Below are 16023 nucleotides of genomic sequence, written 5' to 3'. Positions count from 1 at the left end.
CGCCGGATTGGCGAAGTGCATTTGAGATAGGGGAATGGTCGCGAAGTTCCAATCGGCACGCCCCGGAACGAGGCGCGCCGATCAGCGGCGTCAGGCGGCGTTGGGCCGCAGGGAGTAGGTTTTCAACTGATTGGCGAAGTCGCGCAGCGATTGGATGCCGCTGGCCTCGGCCTCGTGGACCCAGTCCTTGATGGCGGCCAGCATGTCGTGGCCATTCGAACTGGTCTTGACCCAGATCTGTTGCAGGGCCAGGCGTTTCTCGTAGATTACCTTCAGCGCCTGGCTGTGCTCGAGCATACCTTCGATGCGCAGGTGGTGCTTGTCGCTGAGCAGGCTGGTTTCCCGCGACAGCAGGCGCTTGGCGCGGTGGAATTTCTGGCGCACCGAGTGATCGACCTTGGCCAGTTCCTGTTTCACCAGCGGGCCGATCACCAGCTTGCGGTACTGGGCCATGATCTGGAAGCGGTTGTTGAGGATCGCCATGGCGGTGTCCATGTCCAGGTGACCCTTGCCCTCGACCCGGTGGGCGATCGGCGCCACACGTTGCACCTTGGCCAGGCGCAGGAAGCTGAACACCTTGATCCAGGCCCAGCCCAGGTCGAACTCCCACTTCTTCACCGAGAGCTTGGCCGAGTTGGGATAGGTGTGGTGGTTGTTGTGCAACTCTTCACCGCCGACCAGGATGCCCCAGGGCACTAGGTTGGTGGCGGCGTCGCGGCACTCGAAGTTGCGATAGCCGATGGCATGGCCCAGGCCGTTGATCACGCCGGCGGCCCAGAACGGAATCCACATCATCTGGATCGCCCAGATGGTGATGCCGATGGCGCCGAACAGCAGCAGGTCGATCAGGCCCATCAGGGCCACGCCCAGCAGCTTGTAGCGGCTGTAGAGGTTGCGTTCGAGCCAGTCGTCCGGGCAGTTCTTGCCATAGATGCGCAGGGTCTCGGCATTACGCGCCTCGGCCCGATACAGTTCGGCCCCGGTGCGCAGTACGGTCGAAAGGCCGAGGACCACCGGACTGTGGGGATCGTCGACGGTTTCACATTTTGCGTGATGTTTCCGGTGGATTGCGGTCCACTCACGGGTATTCTGTGCCGTGGTCAGCCACAGCCAGAAACGGAAGAAGTGCTTGAGGCCAGCATTGAGCTCCAGGGAGCGGTGGGCCGAGTAGCGGTGCAGATAAACCGTGACGCCGACGATGGTCACGTGGGTCATCAACAGGGTGACCGCCACCAGTTGCCAGGCTGAGAGGTCAAGAAAACCGTTGTACCACATAGGCTGTATGGCCCTCGATAAAGTAAAGAACAGCCCTTGCATTATCACCGAGCCACCACAGAAAACCAGTCGCCGTTTCAGATAAGAGTGCCGGGATGTTTCTTACTCTATAATTCCGACCGCTTTGTAGGGCAATTTGGCATTTCTAGAGGGAATTAGCACCGCTTATGGCAAGTTCATACCGCAATGCCCTGAAAGCGGGGGTGTTGTACCTGTTGTTATCGATCCTCTGGATCCAGCTCAGCCAGCAGCTGTTGAGCAGCTTTTTCGATGAGCCCGAGCAATTGGCGCACTGGCAGATCATTCGCGGCTACCTGTGGATAAGTGTCAGTGCGGTGCTGATTTTCCTGATTCATGCACGCTACCAGCGGTTTGCCCTGGCTGCGCGGGAGCAGCAGGCCGCGGGTGCGGGTGAAGACCGCGCGCGCCTGCGCCAGGCGGCGGCGGTGTTCGACTGCACTCGTGAAGGGGTGCTGGTCACCAATCGCGAGGGGCTGATCGTCCACGTCAACCGCGCGTTCGTCGCCATTACCGGCTATCAGGAGGCCGAGGTGCTGGGCGAGCGGCCAAACCTGTTCAAGTCCGGGCGCCATCCGGCGGAGTTCTACCAGAAGGTCTACCAGGCCCTGGAGGCGAACGGCGAATGGAGCGGCGAGATCTGGAACCGGCGCAAGAGCGGCGAAATCTACCCGCAATGGCAGACGATCCGCGCCATCAACGATGACCAGGGCCAGCTCAGTCACTACGTGGCGGTGTTTTCCGATATCACCGCGATCAAGAATTCGCAGCACGAGCTGAGCCAGCTGGCGCACTACGACCCGCTGACCGGCCTGCCCAACCGCCTGCTGTTCTCCGACCGGGCCGCCCAGGCCCTGGCCTCGGCCCAGGTGCACAAGCGTGGTTGCGCCCTGCTGCTGATCGACCTCGACCACTTCAAGATCATCAACGACAGCCTCGGCCACAATATCGGCGACCAGTTGCTCAAGGCGGTGGGCGAGCGCCTGCAAGGCCTGTTCGGCACCGGGATCAGCCTGGCGCGGCTAGGCGGCGACGAGTTCGCCGTGCTGGCCGAGAACTGCCCGCAGGTGGTTCAGGCGGCCGCTCTCGCCCAGCGGGTGATCGAAGGTCTCAAGGAGCCGTTCCTGCTCGATGGCCACCAGTTGTTCATCAATGGCAGCATCGGCATCAGCCTGTTCCCCAGTGATGCGCTGAACGCCGAGCAACTGCTGCGCAACGCCGATTCGGCGTTGTTCAAGGCCAAGAGCGCCGGCCGCGAAGGCTATGCGCTGTACACCGAGGAACTGACCGCCCATGCCCAGCATCGGGTGGAAATGGCCGGTGAATTGCGTCGTGCGCTGGAACAGGGTGAGTTGCGGGTCTACTACCAGCCGGTGCATGCCCTGCAGGGCAGTCGCCTGGTCGGGGTCGAGGCCCTGGTGCGCTGGGAGCATCCGGAGCGTGGGCTGGTTTCGCCCGGCGAATTCATCCCGATTGCCGAACGCACCGGGCTGATCGCCGAGATCGATGCCTGGGTCATGGAGCAGGCTTGCCGGCAGATGTGCCAGTGGCAGCAGGAAGGCCTGGCGCTGTCGTTCATCGCGGTGAACGTTTCCAGCCGGCTGTTCGCCCGCCGCGAGCTGTACCAGCAGGTCGCCAAGGTGCTCGACGACACCGGGCTGGACCCGGCGCTGCTCGAACTGGAAGTGACCGAGAGCGCGGTGATGGATGACCCCGAAGTGGCGCTGGAGCAACTGCATCGCCTGCGCGAGCTGGGGGTGAGCCTGGCGATCGATGATTTCGGTACCGGGTATTCCTCGTTGCTGCGGCTCAAGCGCCTGCCGGTGCAGAAACTCAAGATCGACCAGGGCTTCGTTGCCGGCCTGCCGTGGGACGAAGACGACGCGGCGATCGTTCGCGTGGTGATCGCCCTGGCCCAGAGCATGGGCATGCAAGTGCATGCCGAAGGCATCGAGCAGCAGGAGCAGGCGCGCTTCCTGCTCGAACAGGGCTGTGATCTGGGGCAGGGCTACTGGTTCGGCCGGCCGGTGCCGGCGCCAAGGCTGGATTGGCTACGTGCGCCAGCTATCGCCTGACCGGTGTGGCGAGGGGGCTTGCCTGTTGCATGGGCTGTTTCAGCCCCTTCGTTTTGCCGGACTTTTGTTAGATGAATTCAGTTATATCAAAATTCTTAAATAGTATTTTTAAGAATAACCCCGCCTGTCTAAGATTGCCCCAACGCCCAAAAGCAGTGCCGCCACTGCCGCGGCAATTCTCATTTCAGGAGCACGACCATGAGCGCATCTCTGCGTAGCGTTGACGGCCAGGACGAAGCAACCATTCTGCGTGAGATCCAGAGCGCCTTGCGCGACCTGCGTTTCGGTGCGGTCGAGATCACCGTGCACAACGCCCAGGTGGTCCAGATCGAACGCAAGGAAAAATTCCGCCTGCAAAACCCCGGTAACAAGCCAAGCTGAATCTCGCAAGACCCTCTGAGCCTTCAGAGGCCCGACTGGTCAACCAGAGGGCGCATTCATCCATGCCCCCCTCTACGAAAGACAGCAGCGTTCAGGCTCGAATGCGGACCTGATGCGCCATAAGAAAAAAGCCAATACCTCACATTTTTTCGGGAGCTTCACCATGTCGTCGATTCGCCGTTACGCCCTGGCCGCGCTCACCAGCGCCGTGTTTGCCGGTTCCGCCGTGGCCAAGGATTATGAACTGCTCAACGTGTCCTACGACCCGACCCGCGAGCTGTACCAGGACTACAACGCCGAATTCACCAGCTTCTGGAAACAGGCGCATCCCGGCGACAACGTGAAGATCCAGCAATCCCACGGCGGCTCGGGCAAACAGGGCCGCGCCGTGATCGACGGCCTGCGCGCCGACGTAGTGACCCTGGCCCTGGCCGGCGACATCGACGAAATCGCCAAGCTCGGCAAGACCCTGCCCGAGGACTGGCAGAAGCGCCTGCCGGACGCCAGCACCCCCTACACCTCGACCATCGTGTTCCTGGTGCGCAAGGGCAACCCCAAGGGCATCAAGGATTGGGGCGACCTGGTCAAGAAAGACGTGTCGGTCATCACCCCGAACCCGAAAACCTCCGGCGGCGCCCGCTGGAACTTCCTCGCCGCCTGGGCCTACGGCCTGAAAGCCGGCGGTAGCGAAGCCAAGGCCGAAGAGTACGTGAAGGAGCTGTTCAAGCACGTGCCGGTCCTGGACACCGGTGCCCGCGGCTCGACCATCACCTTCGTCAACAACGGCCAGGGCGACGTCCTCCTGGCCTGGGAAAACGAAGCCTTCCTGGCGCTGAAGGAAGACGGCGGCACCGACAAGTTCGACATCGTCGTGCCGTCGCTGTCGATCCTCGCCGAGCCACCGGTTGCGGTGGTCGACAAGAACGCCGAGAAGAAGGGCAACACCGAGATCGCCACCGAGTACCTCAAGCACCTGTACAGCCCGGCCGGCCAGGAAATTGCCGCGAAGAACTTCTACCGTCCGCGTGACGAGAAGGTCGCCGCCAAGTACGAGAAGCAGTTCCCGAAACTGCAACTGGTGACTATCGACAAGGACTTCGGCGGCTGGAAGACTGCCCAACCGAAATTCTTCAATGACGGTGGTGTGTTCGACAAGATCTACCAGGCCCAGTGATCGGGGTCGGTAACCTGAAATAAGCCAAGCCCAGGGCCCCGGATTTCGTTCGGGGCTTTTGTGCGTCAAAACCAAGGACTTTTATGTCGCGTCGTATCTCCCCCGTCATACCCGGCTTCGGGCTGACGCTGGGCTACACCTTGGTGTATCTCAGCCTGATTGTGCTCATACCGCTGGCGGCGATGTTCGTGCATGCCGCCCAACTCACCTGGGACCAGTTCTGGAACATCATCTCGGCACCGCGGGTTATCGCGGCGCTGAAACTGAGTTTCGGCACCGCCCTGTACGCGGCCATCATCAACGGCATCATCGGCACGCTGCTGGCCTGGGTACTGGTGCGCTACACCTTCCCCGGCCGCAAGATCATCGATGCGATGGTCGACCTGCCGTTCGCCTTGCCCACCGCCGTGGCCGGTATCGCGCTGACCGCGCTGTACACCCCGACCGGGCTGGTCGGGCAGTTTGCCGCCGACCTCGGCTTCAAGATCGCCTACAGCCCGTTGGGCATCACCCTGGCGCTGACCTTCGTCACCCTGCCGTTCGTGGTCCGCACGGTACAGCCGGTGCTGGCCGATATTCCCCGTGAAGTGGAAGAGGCGGCCGCCTGCCTGGGCGCCAAGCCGCTGCAGGTGTTTCGCCACATCCTGGTGCCGGCGCTGCTGCCGGCCTGGCTGACCGGTTTTGCCCTGGCCTTTGCCCGTGGCGTCGGCGAGTACGGCTCGGTGATCTTCATCGCCGGCAACATGCCGATGAAGACCGAGATCCTGCCGCTGCTGATCATGGTCAAGCTCGATCAGTACGACTACACCGGCGCGACCTCCATCGGCGTGCTGATGCTGGTGGTTTCCTTTGTCCTGTTGCTGCTGATCAACCTGCTGCAGCGGCGTATCGAAACCCCATAAGGAAGCGCGAACATGTCCCAATCGTCCATTGCCGCCGCGTCCTCGGCGAATGCCGCCCGGCGTGGCAGCGCCACTTCGCGGCGGGTACTGATCGGTCTCGGCTGGCTGGTCTTTGCGTTGTTCCTGCTGTTGCCGCTGTTCATCGTAGTGTCCCAGGGCCTCAAGCTCGGCCTGGGGGCGTTCTTCACCGCGATCTTCGAGCCCGATGCCCTGTCGGCGCTGAAACTGACGGTGATCGCCGTGTTGATCTCGGTGCCGCTGAACCTGCTGTTCGGCGTCAGCGCGGCCTGGTGCGTGAGCAAGTACAGTTTCCGTGGCAAGAGCATCCTGGTGACCCTGATCGACCTGCCGTTCTCGGTGTCGCCGGTGATCGCCGGCCTGGTCTACGTGCTGATGTTCGGTGCCCAGGGCCTGCTCGGCCCGTGGCTGGCCGACCACGACATCCAGATCGTCTTCGCCCTGCCGGGCATCGTCCTGGCGACCATCTTCGTCACCGTGCCCTTCGTCGCCCGTGAACTGATCCCGCTGATGCAGGAACAGGGCACCCAGGAAGAAGAGGCGGCCCGCTTGCTCGGCGCCAACGGCTGGCAGATGTTCTGGCATGTCACCGTACCGAACATCAAGTGGGGCCTGATCTACGGCGTGGTGCTCTGCACGGCGCGGGCGATGGGCGAGTTTGGCGCGGTGTCGGTGGTTTCCGGGCACATTCGCGGGGTGACCAACACCCTGCCGCTGCACGTCGAGATCCTCTACAACGAATACAACCACGTGGCCGCGTTCGCCGTGGCGAGCCTGTTGCTGATCCTGGCGCTCTTCATCCTGCTGCTCAAGCAGTGGAGCGAAAACCGTATCAACCGCCTGCGCGCCAGCGCCGCGGAGGAATAAGTCATGTCGATCGAAGTCCGTAACGTCAGCAAGAACTTCAACGCCTTCAAGGCCCTGAACAGCATCAACCTGGACATCAGCAGCGGCGAGCTGGTGGCCCTGCTCGGCCCGTCCGGCTGCGGCAAGACCACCCTGCTGCGGATCATCGCCGGGCTGGAGACCCCGGATGCCGGCAACATCGTGTTCCACGGCGAAGACGTCTCCGGCCACGACGTGCGTGATCGCAACGTCGGTTTCGTATTCCAGCACTACGCGCTGTTCCGCCACATGACCGTGTTCGACAACGTCGCCTTCGGCCTGCGCATGAAACCGAAGAACCAGCGGCCGACCGAAAGCCAGATCGCCAGCAAGGTTCACGAGCTGTTGAACATGGTGCAACTGGACTGGCTGGCCGATCGTTATCCGGAGCAGTTGTCCGGTGGCCAGCGCCAGCGGATCGCCCTGGCCCGCGCTCTGGCGGTGGAGCCCAAGGTTCTGCTGCTGGACGAGCCGTTCGGCGCGCTCGATGCCAAGGTCCGCAAGGAACTGCGTCGCTGGCTGGCACGGCTGCACGAAGACATCAACCTGACTTCGGTGTTCGTGACCCATGACCAGGAAGAGGCGATGGAAGTCGCCGATCGCATCGTGGTGATGAACAAGGGCGTGATCGAGCAGATCGGCTCACCGGGCGAGGTCTACGAGAACCCGGCCAGCGATTTCGTCTATCACTTCCTCGGTGACTCGAACCGCCTGCACCTGGGCGAGGACAACCACGTGCTGTTCCGGCCACACGAGGTATCGCTGTCGCGTCATGAACTGGAGGACCACCACGTCGCCGAAGTGCGTGACATTCGTCCGTTGGGTGCGACGACCCGGGTGACGCTGAAGGTGGAAGGCCAGAGCGAATTGATCGAGGCCGAAGTGGTCAAGGACCACGACAGCCTGATCGGTTTGGCGCGGGGCGAGACGCTGTTCTTCAAACCCAAGGTCTGGCAGAAGCTGGCGAGCGTCTGACGGGGCGCTGGGCGGTATTTGGGGCAGGTCGCGTTCTTGTGGCGAGTGGGCTTTCTGTGGCGAGTGGGCTTGCCCACGCTGGGCTGCGAAGCGGCCCTAAAATCCGTGAACGCGTTATGTCAGGCAGAATGAGGCGCCTGGCTTTAGGGGCGCTTCGCGCCCCAGCGTGGGCAAGCCCACTCGCCACAGAAAGTCCACTCGCCACACAAGCCCGCTGGCCACAGGCAGTCCTCTGCTACAGCAAGCCTTTGCCACACAAACCCGGTTACCGCTCCCATCAGACCGCCGCGCGCTTCTCGCGCAACCGCACCACCCCTGCCCGTGCCTCGATCTCCTGCTTGAGCGCCTTGCGCAACCCCAGCAGGAACGCCAATTCGGCCACCACGAACAACGGTCCGACGATCAACCCGCTCAGGTCATCGACGAACGCCGGCTTGCGCCCCTCGTAGTAATGCCCGACGAACTGGATGATCCAACCGACCACGAACAGGCCGATCCCGGCGCTCAACCAGACCATCGTGCTCTGCGCAGCGATGATTTGGCCTAGCCAAACGGATAGGCCCAGCAGCACGGTCATCAGTACCCCAAGAGCCACTTCCAGGCGCAGGTAGAACCATGCCGAGGCCACTGTCAGAAGTACCGCCGGAGTCAGCCAGAGCCCGGCTACCGGCCATCCCGGCCGTGACAGCAAGGTCGCGACAGCGATCACGATCAGCGGAATTCCGATGAAATGGCTGGCGATATTTCGCGGATCACGGTGGTACTCCGCGTATTGACTGAGGTGCTCGACGAGGTTTTTCATTGTTATTCCTCCTGTAGGGTGATGGGATCATGCCCTGCTCGAAAACTTTGCGCTGTCGGCTAGCCGACAATCGTCTCGGAGTTCCCATGGAAGTATCTGCCTGGCGTTCACGCCTGCTGACCGGTCACTGGTTCAGCAACCTGCCGGCTCATTTGCAGGATAGCCTGATTGCGGCGGCCAGGGGCCGGCGCCTGACGCCGGGTCAGCGGCTGTTCAAGCGCGGCGATCCGCCCTGCGGCCTGTACGCGGTGCTCGAAGGCTCGGTGCGCGTCGGCTCGGTCAGTGAAAAGGGCAAGGAAGCCCTGCTGAGCGTGATCGAGCTGCCGTACTGGTTCGGCGAGATTTCGCTGTTCGACGGCCTGCCGCGGACCCACGATGCCTATGCGGTGGGCCACACCATCCTGCTGCAGGTGCCACAGGCTGCCTTGTTGCAACTGCTGGAAGAGCATCCCGAATATTGGCGCCATTTCGCCCTGCTGATGAGCCAGAAGCTGCGCCTGACCTTTATCGGCCTGGAACAATTGAGCCTGCTGCCGGCCCGCGAACGGTTGGTGCACCGATTGCTGCAGATTGCCGAAGGCTATGGCGAACTCAATCATTCGCGGCAACTGATTCCGCTGGCCCAGGAGCAGTTGGCGTCGATGCTGTCGCTGTCACGCCAGACCACCAACCAGATTCTCCAGGGATTGCAGGAGGAGGGCATCCTGCACCTGAACTACGGCGAAATCGAAATCACCGACCTGGCGCGCCTGCGGGCTGCGGCCGAAAGCTGACTGACAGATCTCTCAGTAGAGCAGAGCTGTGTGGCGTCCCGACAAGCCCGCTCGCCACAATGTTCACCTGCCGCCACTGCTGTGAAGGGAAGACTCAGCGCAATCCATCGCGAAACTGCCCCGGCGTGATCCCGGTCCAGCGCTTGAACGCCCGGCTGAAGCTGCTGGTGTCAGCAAAGCCGAGCAGGTAGCTGATCTCACTCAGCGAACACTGCGGATCGCGCAGGTGCAGCAGTGCCAGGTTCTCCCGGCATTCGTTGAGCAGCGTGTCATAGCGACAGCCCTCGTCGGCCAGGTGTCGCTGCAGGCTGCGCAGGCTCAGGTGCAGGGCCTGGGCAATGCGCTCGGCCGAAGGTTCGCCTTCCGGCAACTGGGCCTCGATGGCCTGGCGTACCTTGCGCTCCCAGGTCAGCGGCTTGAGCTGCGCCAGGGTGCGGTCGAGTACCGCCTCGTTGTGCTCGGCCAATTCCGGGTTGGCGTCGTCCAGGTGGCTGTCGAAATCGCTGCAGGCGAACTCCAGGCTGTCCTCCACGGCGCCGAAGAACACCGGTGCGCGAAATACCGTGTGCCAGGGCTTGGGGTCGGCCGGCTCGGCGCGCCGCAGGTGCACCGCCAACGGCGCGTACTCGCGGCCCAGGCGGTTGCGGCAGGTGCGCACGTAGATGGCGGCGAACGCGTCGATGGCTTCCCGGGCCGGCTCCGCGCTGTCCTTGGGAACCCGCAGGCTGAAGCGGTAGCGCTCGCCTTCGCGGCTCAGTTCCAGTTCCAGGGCATCGCTGACCACCGAGTGATAACGCACGATGCGCTCGAACACCTCGCGCAGGCTGCCGCTGGCGACCAGCGCATAACCCAGGGCATGGAAAGTGGTCGGGCTGACGAACCGCGACACCCGCAGGCCGATCGCCGGATCGCCACTGGCCGCCACCGCCAGTTGCCACAGGCGGGTGGTGGCCGACAGCGGATAGCGGGCATTGGGATCGTCCATCAGTTGCGGGTCGATCCCGGCTTCGCGGCACAGCGCCGCGCTGTCGAGGCCGAGGGCGTCGAGCTGCTTGCGCAGGGCGCGGGTCCAGCTGGAAAGCGAGGTCGGTTCAGGCATGTTGGCGCGTCCGGTCAACGGGTTGGCGTTCGCGGCTACGGCCTCCAGGGATGCTCCGGCGCAAGATGCGAACATCAATGACCAGAGGATGGAATCATGGAAGGTGTTTGCGCAAGCCCCCAGGCCCCGAATGTTCAGGCAATGGACGATCAGCAGCGCTCTGCGCGCATTCGTGAAGTGGTATTGGCCCGGGGCGTCGAGCTGCGCCGACGCTACCCGCTGCTCAATCACCAGGACGCCATCGGCGCCGGCATCCTGGCCTTTGCCCTGGCCGGCATGATCGGCTCGGCGGCGCTCTATATCGGCGGTCATCTGGCTTGGTGGGCGTGCCTGCTGGTCAACGCGTTCCTGGCGTCGCTGACCCACGAGCTGGAGCACGACCTGATCCACAGCATGTATTTTCGCAAACGGCGCGTGCCGCACAACCTGATGCTGGCGCTGGTCTGGCTGGCGCGGCCGAGCACCATCAACCCGTGGGTACGCCGCCACCTGCACCTCAACCATCACAAGGTGTCCGGCACCGAGGCCGACATGGAGGAGCGGGCGATCACCAACGGCGAGCCCTGGGGACTGGCGCGGCTGCTGATGGTCGGTGACAACGTGATGTCGGCGCTGATCCGCGCGGGCCGGGCGAAGAGCTGGGCGCATCGGCGCAGCATTCTCAAGCGCGTGGTGTTGGTCTATGCACCACTGGCCCTGCTGCACTGGGGCGCCTGGTATGTGTTCCTCGGGTTCCATGGCGCCAACGGCGTCGCCGCGCTGCTGGGCACCTCGATCGACTGGTCGGCCGGGACCCTGGCGGTGATGCGGGTCATCGACATCGCGGCGGTGGTGATCATCGGGCCGAACGTGCTACGGACCTTCTGCCTGCATTTCGTCAGCTCGAACATGCACTATTACGGCGATGTAGAACCGGGCAACGTGATCCAGCAGACCCAGGTGCTAAACCCCTGGTGGCTATGGCCATTGCAGGCGTTCTGCTTCAACTTCGGCAGCACCCACGGCATCCATCACTTCGTGGTCAAGGAACCGTTCTACATCCGGCAACTGACCGCGCCGGTGGCCCACAAGGTGATGGCCGAAATGGGCGTGCGCTTCAACGATTTCGGCACGTTTGCCCGGGCGAACCGGTTTGTGCGGCGTGAACGGGACACTGCTCAAGAGGTGAGCAGCGCTCAAGCTTGAGAGGAGAGCCGAGTGTGTGGCGAGCGGGCTCGCCCGCGCCGGGCTGCAAGGCAGCCATGAAACCAGCCGACCCGGAACATCAGATGTACCGCGCTTGCCGGCCATGCGACTGCTTCGCAGTCGAGCGCGGCGGTGCGGCGTCCCGACAAGCCCGCTCGCCACAGGCGTGGCTTAGGCGTCAGTCCGGCTGGAACGGCGAGGCACTGAGGATCACCCCGGTTTCCTCGACATACTGCTGCCAGTGCCCGAGCAGGATCGCCAGCCGCTCCGGTTGGGCTTCGGCCAGGTCGTGGATCTCGCCGGGGTCCTGGCTCAGGTCATACAGCTGCCAGGTCGCCGGGCCCACCGGGCCGGGGATGTACACCGCCTTCCAGTGCCCCTGGCGAATCGCCCGGCGACCGAACAGTTCCCAGCCGGTGACGGTGTGTTCGTCGTGCACCTGCGCAGTCTCGCCAGACAGGAATCCCAGCCAAGACTTGCCCCGCAACGGCGCCACCTCCCTGCCGTGCCAGCGCTTGCCCGGATGGCGCACGCCGGCCAGGTCGAGAATGGTCGGGGTGATGTCCATCACCGTGGCAAAGCCGTGGCTGATCTGCCCCGGCCGGGTCAGCGGCGGATAGTGCAGCAGCCCCGGCACGCGGATGCCGCCCTCGGTGGTGAAGGCCTTGAACAGCCGTGACGGCGCCGTGGCCGCCTGGGCCCAAGCCGGGCCGTACCAGACGTAGGAGTTGGCGCGGCCGATGTTTTCCAGGCTGTTGTCGTAATGCCGGTCCAGGTAGCCGAGCAGTTCCGGGCCGAATTTGGGAAAGGCTTCCAGCAGGGCACCTTCGGCGCCGTTGTCGGACATGAACAGGACGAAGGTATTGTCCAGCAGGCCCTGCTTGCGCAGGTAATCCACGACCCGGCCGATGTTCCAGTCCATCCGCTCGACCATCGCTGCATACACTTCCATGGCCCGTGCCGAACGCTGGCGCTGTTCGGCGTCCAGCGAATCCCATTCGGCGGTCAGACCGACCAGCGGGTGCGGCTCGACCGCGCTGTCGACCAGGCCCAGTTGCCGGAGCTTTTCCAGCCGCTCCAGGCGTAGCACTTCAGGGCCGGCGTCATAGCGGCCCTTGTAGCGAGCGACCACCTCGGCCGGCGCCTGCAGTGGCCAGTGCGGCGCGGAAAACGGCAGGTAGGCGAAGAACGGCTGGCTCTGGTCGCGTTCCTTGAGGTACTGCAGCAATTTGTCGGCGAAGGCATCGGAGGAATAGAAATCCTCCGGTAGTTGTTCGACGAACGCCTGGTCCTCGATGTACAGCGCCGGGGTCGACTTGAGCAGGCCCGGCGTGGTGTCGTCGTAGGTCGGTTCGAAACCGTAGTGGTTGGCCGCGCCGGGCAACAGCGAGAACGAGCGCTGGAAGCCACGGGCGTGGGGCGCCTGTTCGGCGGTCAGGCCCAGGTGCCACTTGCCGCTGATCCAGGTCTGGTAGCCGGACTCGCGCAGCAGCTCGGGCAGCGCCACTACCCGGTCATTGAGGTAGCCTTCGTAGCCCGGCTTGCCGATCAGTTCCGGGGTCAGCGCCTCGGCCATGGTGCCGATGCCGGCGATATGGTGGTCGGTGCCGGTCAGCAGCATCGAGCGGGTCGGCGAACAGGTCGGTGCGGTATGCAAGTCGGTCAGGCGCAGGCCGCCGTGGGCCAGGGCGTCGAGGTTCGGCGTGGCGATCTCGCCGCCGAACGCGCCAAGATCGGAAAAGCCGAGGTCGTCGGCCAGGATCACCAGGAAGTTCGGGCGTTGCGCCATGTCGGGTTCCTCTCAGCAGGCGATGAAGGTCAGGGGCAGGTCGCGGATCTGTTCGGGTTGCGGCGGCTGGTAGTGGTCGTCGCTGGTCAGTTCGTGCAGCAGTTCCTCGCGCAGGCGGTGGAATTCGAAGCTGTTGCGCTGTCGCGGATGGGGCAGGGCGATCTCGACCACCCGCTTGATCCGCCCAGGGCGCGGTTCCATCACCACCACTCGGTCGGCGAGGAAAATCGCCTCTTCCACATCATGGGTGACCAGCAGCGTGGTGATCTGCGCGCGCTCGCGGATCGCCAGCAGTTCGTCCTGCATCTGCTGGCGGGTCAGCGCGTCGAGGGCGCCGAACGGTTCGTCCAGCAGCAGGATGCGGGGGCTGGCCACCAGCCCGCGGGCAATCGCCACGCGCTGCGCCATGCCGCCGGAGAGCTGGTGCGGGTAGGCGCGGGAGAAATCGGCCAGGCCCACCAGTTGGATGAAGTCCTTGATGCGCTGCTGGCGCTCGTTGTCGCCCAGTGCCTCGTTGACCAGGCCCAGGCCGATGTTTTCCTCGACCGTCAGCCAGGGAAACAGCCGGTGTTCCTGGAAGACGATGCCGCGCTCGCTGCCGATGCCGTCGATCACCTGGCCATCGACACGGATCTCGCCGCGAAAGGCTGTGTCCAGGCCGACCAGCAGGCGCAGCAGGGTGGACTTGCCGCAGCCGCTGGAGCCGACGATGGCGACGAATTCGCCTTCGGCGATGTCCAGGCTGAAGTTGTCGATGGCCTGCAGTTCGGCGCCGTCGACGTCGAAGGATTTGCCGACCTGGTTGAAGCTGACCAGTGGTGCGTTCATGCGTGTCTCCAGCGGGTGGCGCGGATTTCAAGGCGTTGGCCGAGCAGGTTGATCAGGGCGCCGGTGATGCCGACCAGGAGCATGCCGGCCATGATCAGGTCCATTTGCAGCAGTTGCTGCGCACCGATCATCAGCGAGCCGATGCCGCCGTTGGACGGCATGAAGTATTCGGCGCCGAGGGTGCCCAGCCAGGCGTAGATCAGGCTCAGGCGCAGCCCGGCGAAAATCCCTGGCGCGGCGCCGGGCAGTACCAGCTTGCGCAGGCGCTGCCAGAGGCTCAGGCGCAGAACCCGCGCCGCTTCGGTCAATTGTGGCGAGAGGTTGGCGACGCTGCGCTGGGTGGCGATGAACAGCGGGAAGAACGCCGCGAGGCCGACGAACACCACCTTGGCCCATTCACCGAGGCCGAACCAGGCGGTGATCAGCGGCACCCAGGCGAAGATCGCGATCTGCCTGAGCGCCGACAGACTTGGGCCGAGGAGGCGTTCGCCGGTTTTCGACAGCCCCAGCAGCAGACCCAGGCCAAGGCCCAGCGAACCGCCGAGGAGCAGGCCGGCGAAGGTACGTTTCAGGCTCAGGCCGAGGCTGCCCGAGAGGCTACCGTCGAGCAGGCCGTTCCAGGTGCTGTGCAGCACCGCCACGGGGCTGGCGAGGATGGCGCCGTCGATCCACTGCAGCTCGCTTGCCAGTTGCCAGAGCAGCAGCAGGGTCAGTGGCAGCAGCCACGGTTGCAGACGCTGCCAGCCCTGGTAGCGCAGGCTGCGGGGAAGCTGCGCGGTGGCCGGGTGCGGCCAGTGCACCAGGCGCCGGTCGAGCAGGGCGATGCCGCGATCCATCAGCACGCCGATCACGCCGATGACCAGGATGCAGACGAAGACGATGTCGAGCATGAACAACTGCCGGGCATAGACCATCAGGTAGCCGATACCCTCGCTGGAGGCCAGCAGTTCCACCGCCAGCAGCGAGGTCCAGCCAGCGGCCAGGGCCAGGCGCAGGCCGGCCATGAAGGCGGGCAGCGCGGCCGGCAGGATCAGCCGGCGCACCAGCAGGTACGGCGACAGCCGCAGCACCGCCGCCGCTTCGCGCAGGCGCGGCTGGGCATCGCGTACGCCGACCAGGGTGTGCAGAGTGACGGGCACCACGATGGCCTTGATCAGCACCACCAGCTTGAGCAGTTCGCCGATGCCGAAAAACACCATGAACAGTGGAATCCAGGCCAGGGTCGGGATCTGCGCCAGGGCACTGAAGGTGGGAAACACCAGGCGCTCGGCGCGCCGGCTGAAACCGAGCGTGGCGCCGAGCAGGGCACCGATGCCGACGCCGGCGAGCAGGCCGTAGAGCAACCGTTGCAGGCTGATCCACAGGTTGCTCCACAGCTCGCCGCTACCCAACTCCAGCGCGCTCTGCGCCACCAGCGAGGGCGCCGGCAGGATCTGCTCGCTCATCCAGTGCTGGCGGCTGGCGGTCCACCACAGGGCGGCGAGGGCCAGCGGCAGCAACCAGGGCAACAGGCGCTGGCCAAGGCGGGGCCATTGCCGACGGTTCCCGGCGGGCGGCAATGTCAGCGGCAGGCTGAGGAGCGAAACACGGGCCATGGCAGACCTCCGTTGTCGGTTATCCGGGCGATGCACGGCGTCGAGATGAATATGCTTGTTCGATCTATAAATAATCTTATCGATGCTATTGGGAGATAAGAGAAGGCCATTTAAGGCCTGCGGGGGGCAGGCATCCAATGCATTCGGAGAATATTTTCCATGCGTTTCCTGCATATCCCCGCAGAGGCTGGGTTTCATTGCTCATATTTCTAAAAGTTACTAAAATGTGAATTATTAGTATTTTATCGC

General features: G+C 63.9%; 14 protein-coding genes. 8 read left to right on the top strand and 6 right to left on the bottom strand.

Going from position 1 to position 16023, the window contains the following annotated elements; translation table 11 throughout:
* Positions 1-90: 90 nt before the first annotated feature.
* Positions 91-1275, bottom strand: coding sequence for a delta-9 fatty acid desaturase DesA (gene desA / locus AC6I6U_RS02565; RefSeq protein WP_497880511.1), 1185 nt, complete (start codon positions 1273-1275; stop codon positions 91-93).
* A 167-nt stretch (positions 1276-1442) separates the two neighbouring features.
* Here desA and dibA point away from each other — a divergent pair, with 167 nt between their 5' ends.
* The 6 genes from dibA to AC6I6U_RS02535 all read left to right on the top strand — a co-directional run bounded on the left by dibA (position 1443) and on the right by AC6I6U_RS02535 (position 7703).
* Positions 1443-3368 (top strand): phosphodiesterase DibA, encoded by a 1926-nt coding sequence (gene dibA / locus AC6I6U_RS02560; protein ID WP_497880510.1) that lies wholly within the window; start codon positions 1443-1445, stop codon positions 3366-3368.
* Between the two features lie 198 nt (positions 3369-3566).
* Positions 3567-3749, top strand: coding sequence for a sulfur starvation response protein OscA (gene oscA / locus AC6I6U_RS02555; protein WP_007941032.1), 183 nt, complete (start codon positions 3567-3569; stop codon positions 3747-3749).
* A 163-nt stretch (positions 3750-3912) separates the two neighbouring features.
* Positions 3913-4923 carry a sulfate ABC transporter substrate-binding protein gene (locus tag AC6I6U_RS02550; RefSeq protein WP_497880509.1) on the top strand — a complete coding sequence of 337 codons (1011 nt, stop codon included), beginning with the start codon at positions 3913-3915 and terminating at the stop codon, positions 4921-4923.
* Between the two features lie 83 nt (positions 4924-5006).
* Complete coding sequence (gene cysT, locus AC6I6U_RS02545) at positions 5007-5825, top strand: sulfate ABC transporter permease subunit CysT (protein WP_497880508.1); 819 nt, start codon at positions 5007-5009, stop codon at positions 5823-5825.
* A 12-nt stretch (positions 5826-5837) separates the two neighbouring features.
* On the top strand, positions 5838-6710 hold the full coding sequence (gene cysW / locus AC6I6U_RS02540) for a sulfate ABC transporter permease subunit CysW (RefSeq protein WP_497880507.1): 873 nt from the start codon (positions 5838-5840) through the stop codon (positions 6708-6710).
* A 3-nt stretch (positions 6711-6713) separates the two neighbouring features.
* Positions 6714-7703, top strand: coding sequence for a sulfate/molybdate ABC transporter ATP-binding protein (locus AC6I6U_RS02535; RefSeq protein WP_497880506.1), 990 nt, complete (start codon positions 6714-6716; stop codon positions 7701-7703).
* 277 nt (positions 7704-7980) lie between these two features.
* Here AC6I6U_RS02535 and AC6I6U_RS02530 read toward each other — a convergent pair whose 3' ends face one another.
* Positions 7981-8505, bottom strand: a complete 525-nt coding sequence (locus AC6I6U_RS02530) for an Mpo1 family 2-hydroxy fatty acid dioxygenase (RefSeq protein ID WP_497880505.1) — start codon at positions 8503-8505, stop codon at positions 7981-7983.
* An 86-nt stretch (positions 8506-8591) separates the two neighbouring features.
* Here AC6I6U_RS02530 and AC6I6U_RS02525 point away from each other — a divergent pair, with 86 nt between their 5' ends.
* Positions 8592-9278, top strand: coding sequence for a Crp/Fnr family transcriptional regulator (locus tag AC6I6U_RS02525; protein ID WP_497880504.1), 687 nt, complete (start codon positions 8592-8594; stop codon positions 9276-9278).
* Positions 9279-9372: 94 nt separating this feature from the next.
* Here the strand turns inward: AC6I6U_RS02525 and AC6I6U_RS02520 are convergent, their stop codons facing one another.
* Positions 9373-10377 carry an AraC family transcriptional regulator gene (locus AC6I6U_RS02520; RefSeq protein WP_497880503.1) on the bottom strand — a complete coding sequence of 335 codons (1005 nt, stop codon included), beginning with the start codon at positions 10375-10377 and terminating at the stop codon, positions 9373-9375.
* 96 nt (positions 10378-10473) lie between these two features.
* On the opposite strand from AC6I6U_RS02520, the gene AC6I6U_RS02515 reads away from it, so the two are divergent.
* A complete protein-coding gene (locus AC6I6U_RS02515; protein WP_497880502.1) occupies positions 10474-11562 on the top strand; it encodes a fatty acid desaturase in 1089 nt (362 codons plus the stop codon).
* Between the two features lie 178 nt (positions 11563-11740).
* On the opposite strand, the gene AC6I6U_RS02510 is transcribed toward AC6I6U_RS02515, so the two are convergent.
* From AC6I6U_RS02510 to AC6I6U_RS02500, 3 genes are read right to left on the bottom strand one after another with little or no spacing between them, the layout of a single operon-like run.
* On the bottom strand, positions 11741-13351 hold the full coding sequence (locus AC6I6U_RS02510) for an arylsulfatase (RefSeq protein ID WP_497880501.1): 1611 nt from the start codon (positions 13349-13351) through the stop codon (positions 11741-11743).
* Positions 13352-13363: 12 nt separating this feature from the next.
* The gene (locus AC6I6U_RS02505; RefSeq protein WP_497880500.1) at positions 13364-14179 is read right to left on the bottom strand and encodes an ABC transporter ATP-binding protein; all 816 of its coding nucleotides are present in this window, start codon (positions 14177-14179) and stop codon (positions 13364-13366) included.
* On the bottom strand, positions 14176-15774 hold the full coding sequence (locus AC6I6U_RS02500) for an ABC transporter permease (protein WP_497880499.1): 1599 nt from the start codon (positions 15772-15774) through the stop codon (positions 14176-14178). Before AC6I6U_RS02500 ends, AC6I6U_RS02505 begins: the two co-directional genes overlap by 4 nt.
* Between the last annotated feature and the right edge of the window lie 249 nt (positions 15775-16023).

The organism is Pseudomonas sp. UTLPPB19802 (genome assembly GCF_059730225.1).
Note: the sequence above shows the minus strand (reverse complement) of the source record. Positions and strands in the feature narration are given on the sequence as shown.

Coding starts and splice junctions, on each gene's coding strand:
- cysT (WP_497880508.1), top strand. CDS start 5,007: ATGTCGCGTCGTATCTCCCCCGTCATACCCGGCTTCGGGCTGACGCTG.
- oscA (WP_007941032.1), top strand. CDS start 3,567: ATGAGCGCATCTCTGCGTAGCGTTGACGGCCAGGACGAAGCAACCATT.
- AC6I6U_RS02535 (WP_497880506.1), top strand. CDS start 6,714: ATGTCGATCGAAGTCCGTAACGTCAGCAAGAACTTCAACGCCTTCAAG.
- AC6I6U_RS02500 (WP_497880499.1), bottom strand. CDS start 15,774: ATGGCCCGTGTTTCGCTCCTCAGCCTGCCGCTGACATTGCCGCCCGCC.
- AC6I6U_RS02525 (WP_497880504.1), top strand. CDS start 8,592: ATGGAAGTATCTGCCTGGCGTTCACGCCTGCTGACCGGTCACTGGTTC.
- AC6I6U_RS02520 (WP_497880503.1), bottom strand. CDS start 10,377: ATGCCTGAACCGACCTCGCTTTCCAGCTGGACCCGCGCCCTGCGCAAG.
- AC6I6U_RS02515 (WP_497880502.1), top strand. CDS start 10,474: ATGGAAGGTGTTTGCGCAAGCCCCCAGGCCCCGAATGTTCAGGCAATG.
- AC6I6U_RS02510 (WP_497880501.1), bottom strand. CDS start 13,351: ATGGCGCAACGCCCGAACTTCCTGGTGATCCTGGCCGACGACCTCGGC.
- AC6I6U_RS02550 (WP_497880509.1), top strand. CDS start 3,913: ATGTCGTCGATTCGCCGTTACGCCCTGGCCGCGCTCACCAGCGCCGTG.
- AC6I6U_RS02530 (WP_497880505.1), bottom strand. CDS start 8,505: ATGAAAAACCTCGTCGAGCACCTCAGTCAATACGCGGAGTACCACCGT.
- dibA (WP_497880510.1), top strand. CDS start 1,443: ATGGCAAGTTCATACCGCAATGCCCTGAAAGCGGGGGTGTTGTACCTG.
- desA (WP_497880511.1), bottom strand. CDS start 1,275: ATGTGGTACAACGGTTTTCTTGACCTCTCAGCCTGGCAACTGGTGGCG.
- cysW (WP_497880507.1), top strand. CDS start 5,838: ATGTCCCAATCGTCCATTGCCGCCGCGTCCTCGGCGAATGCCGCCCGG.
- AC6I6U_RS02505 (WP_497880500.1), bottom strand. CDS start 14,179: ATGAACGCACCACTGGTCAGCTTCAACCAGGTCGGCAAATCCTTCGAC.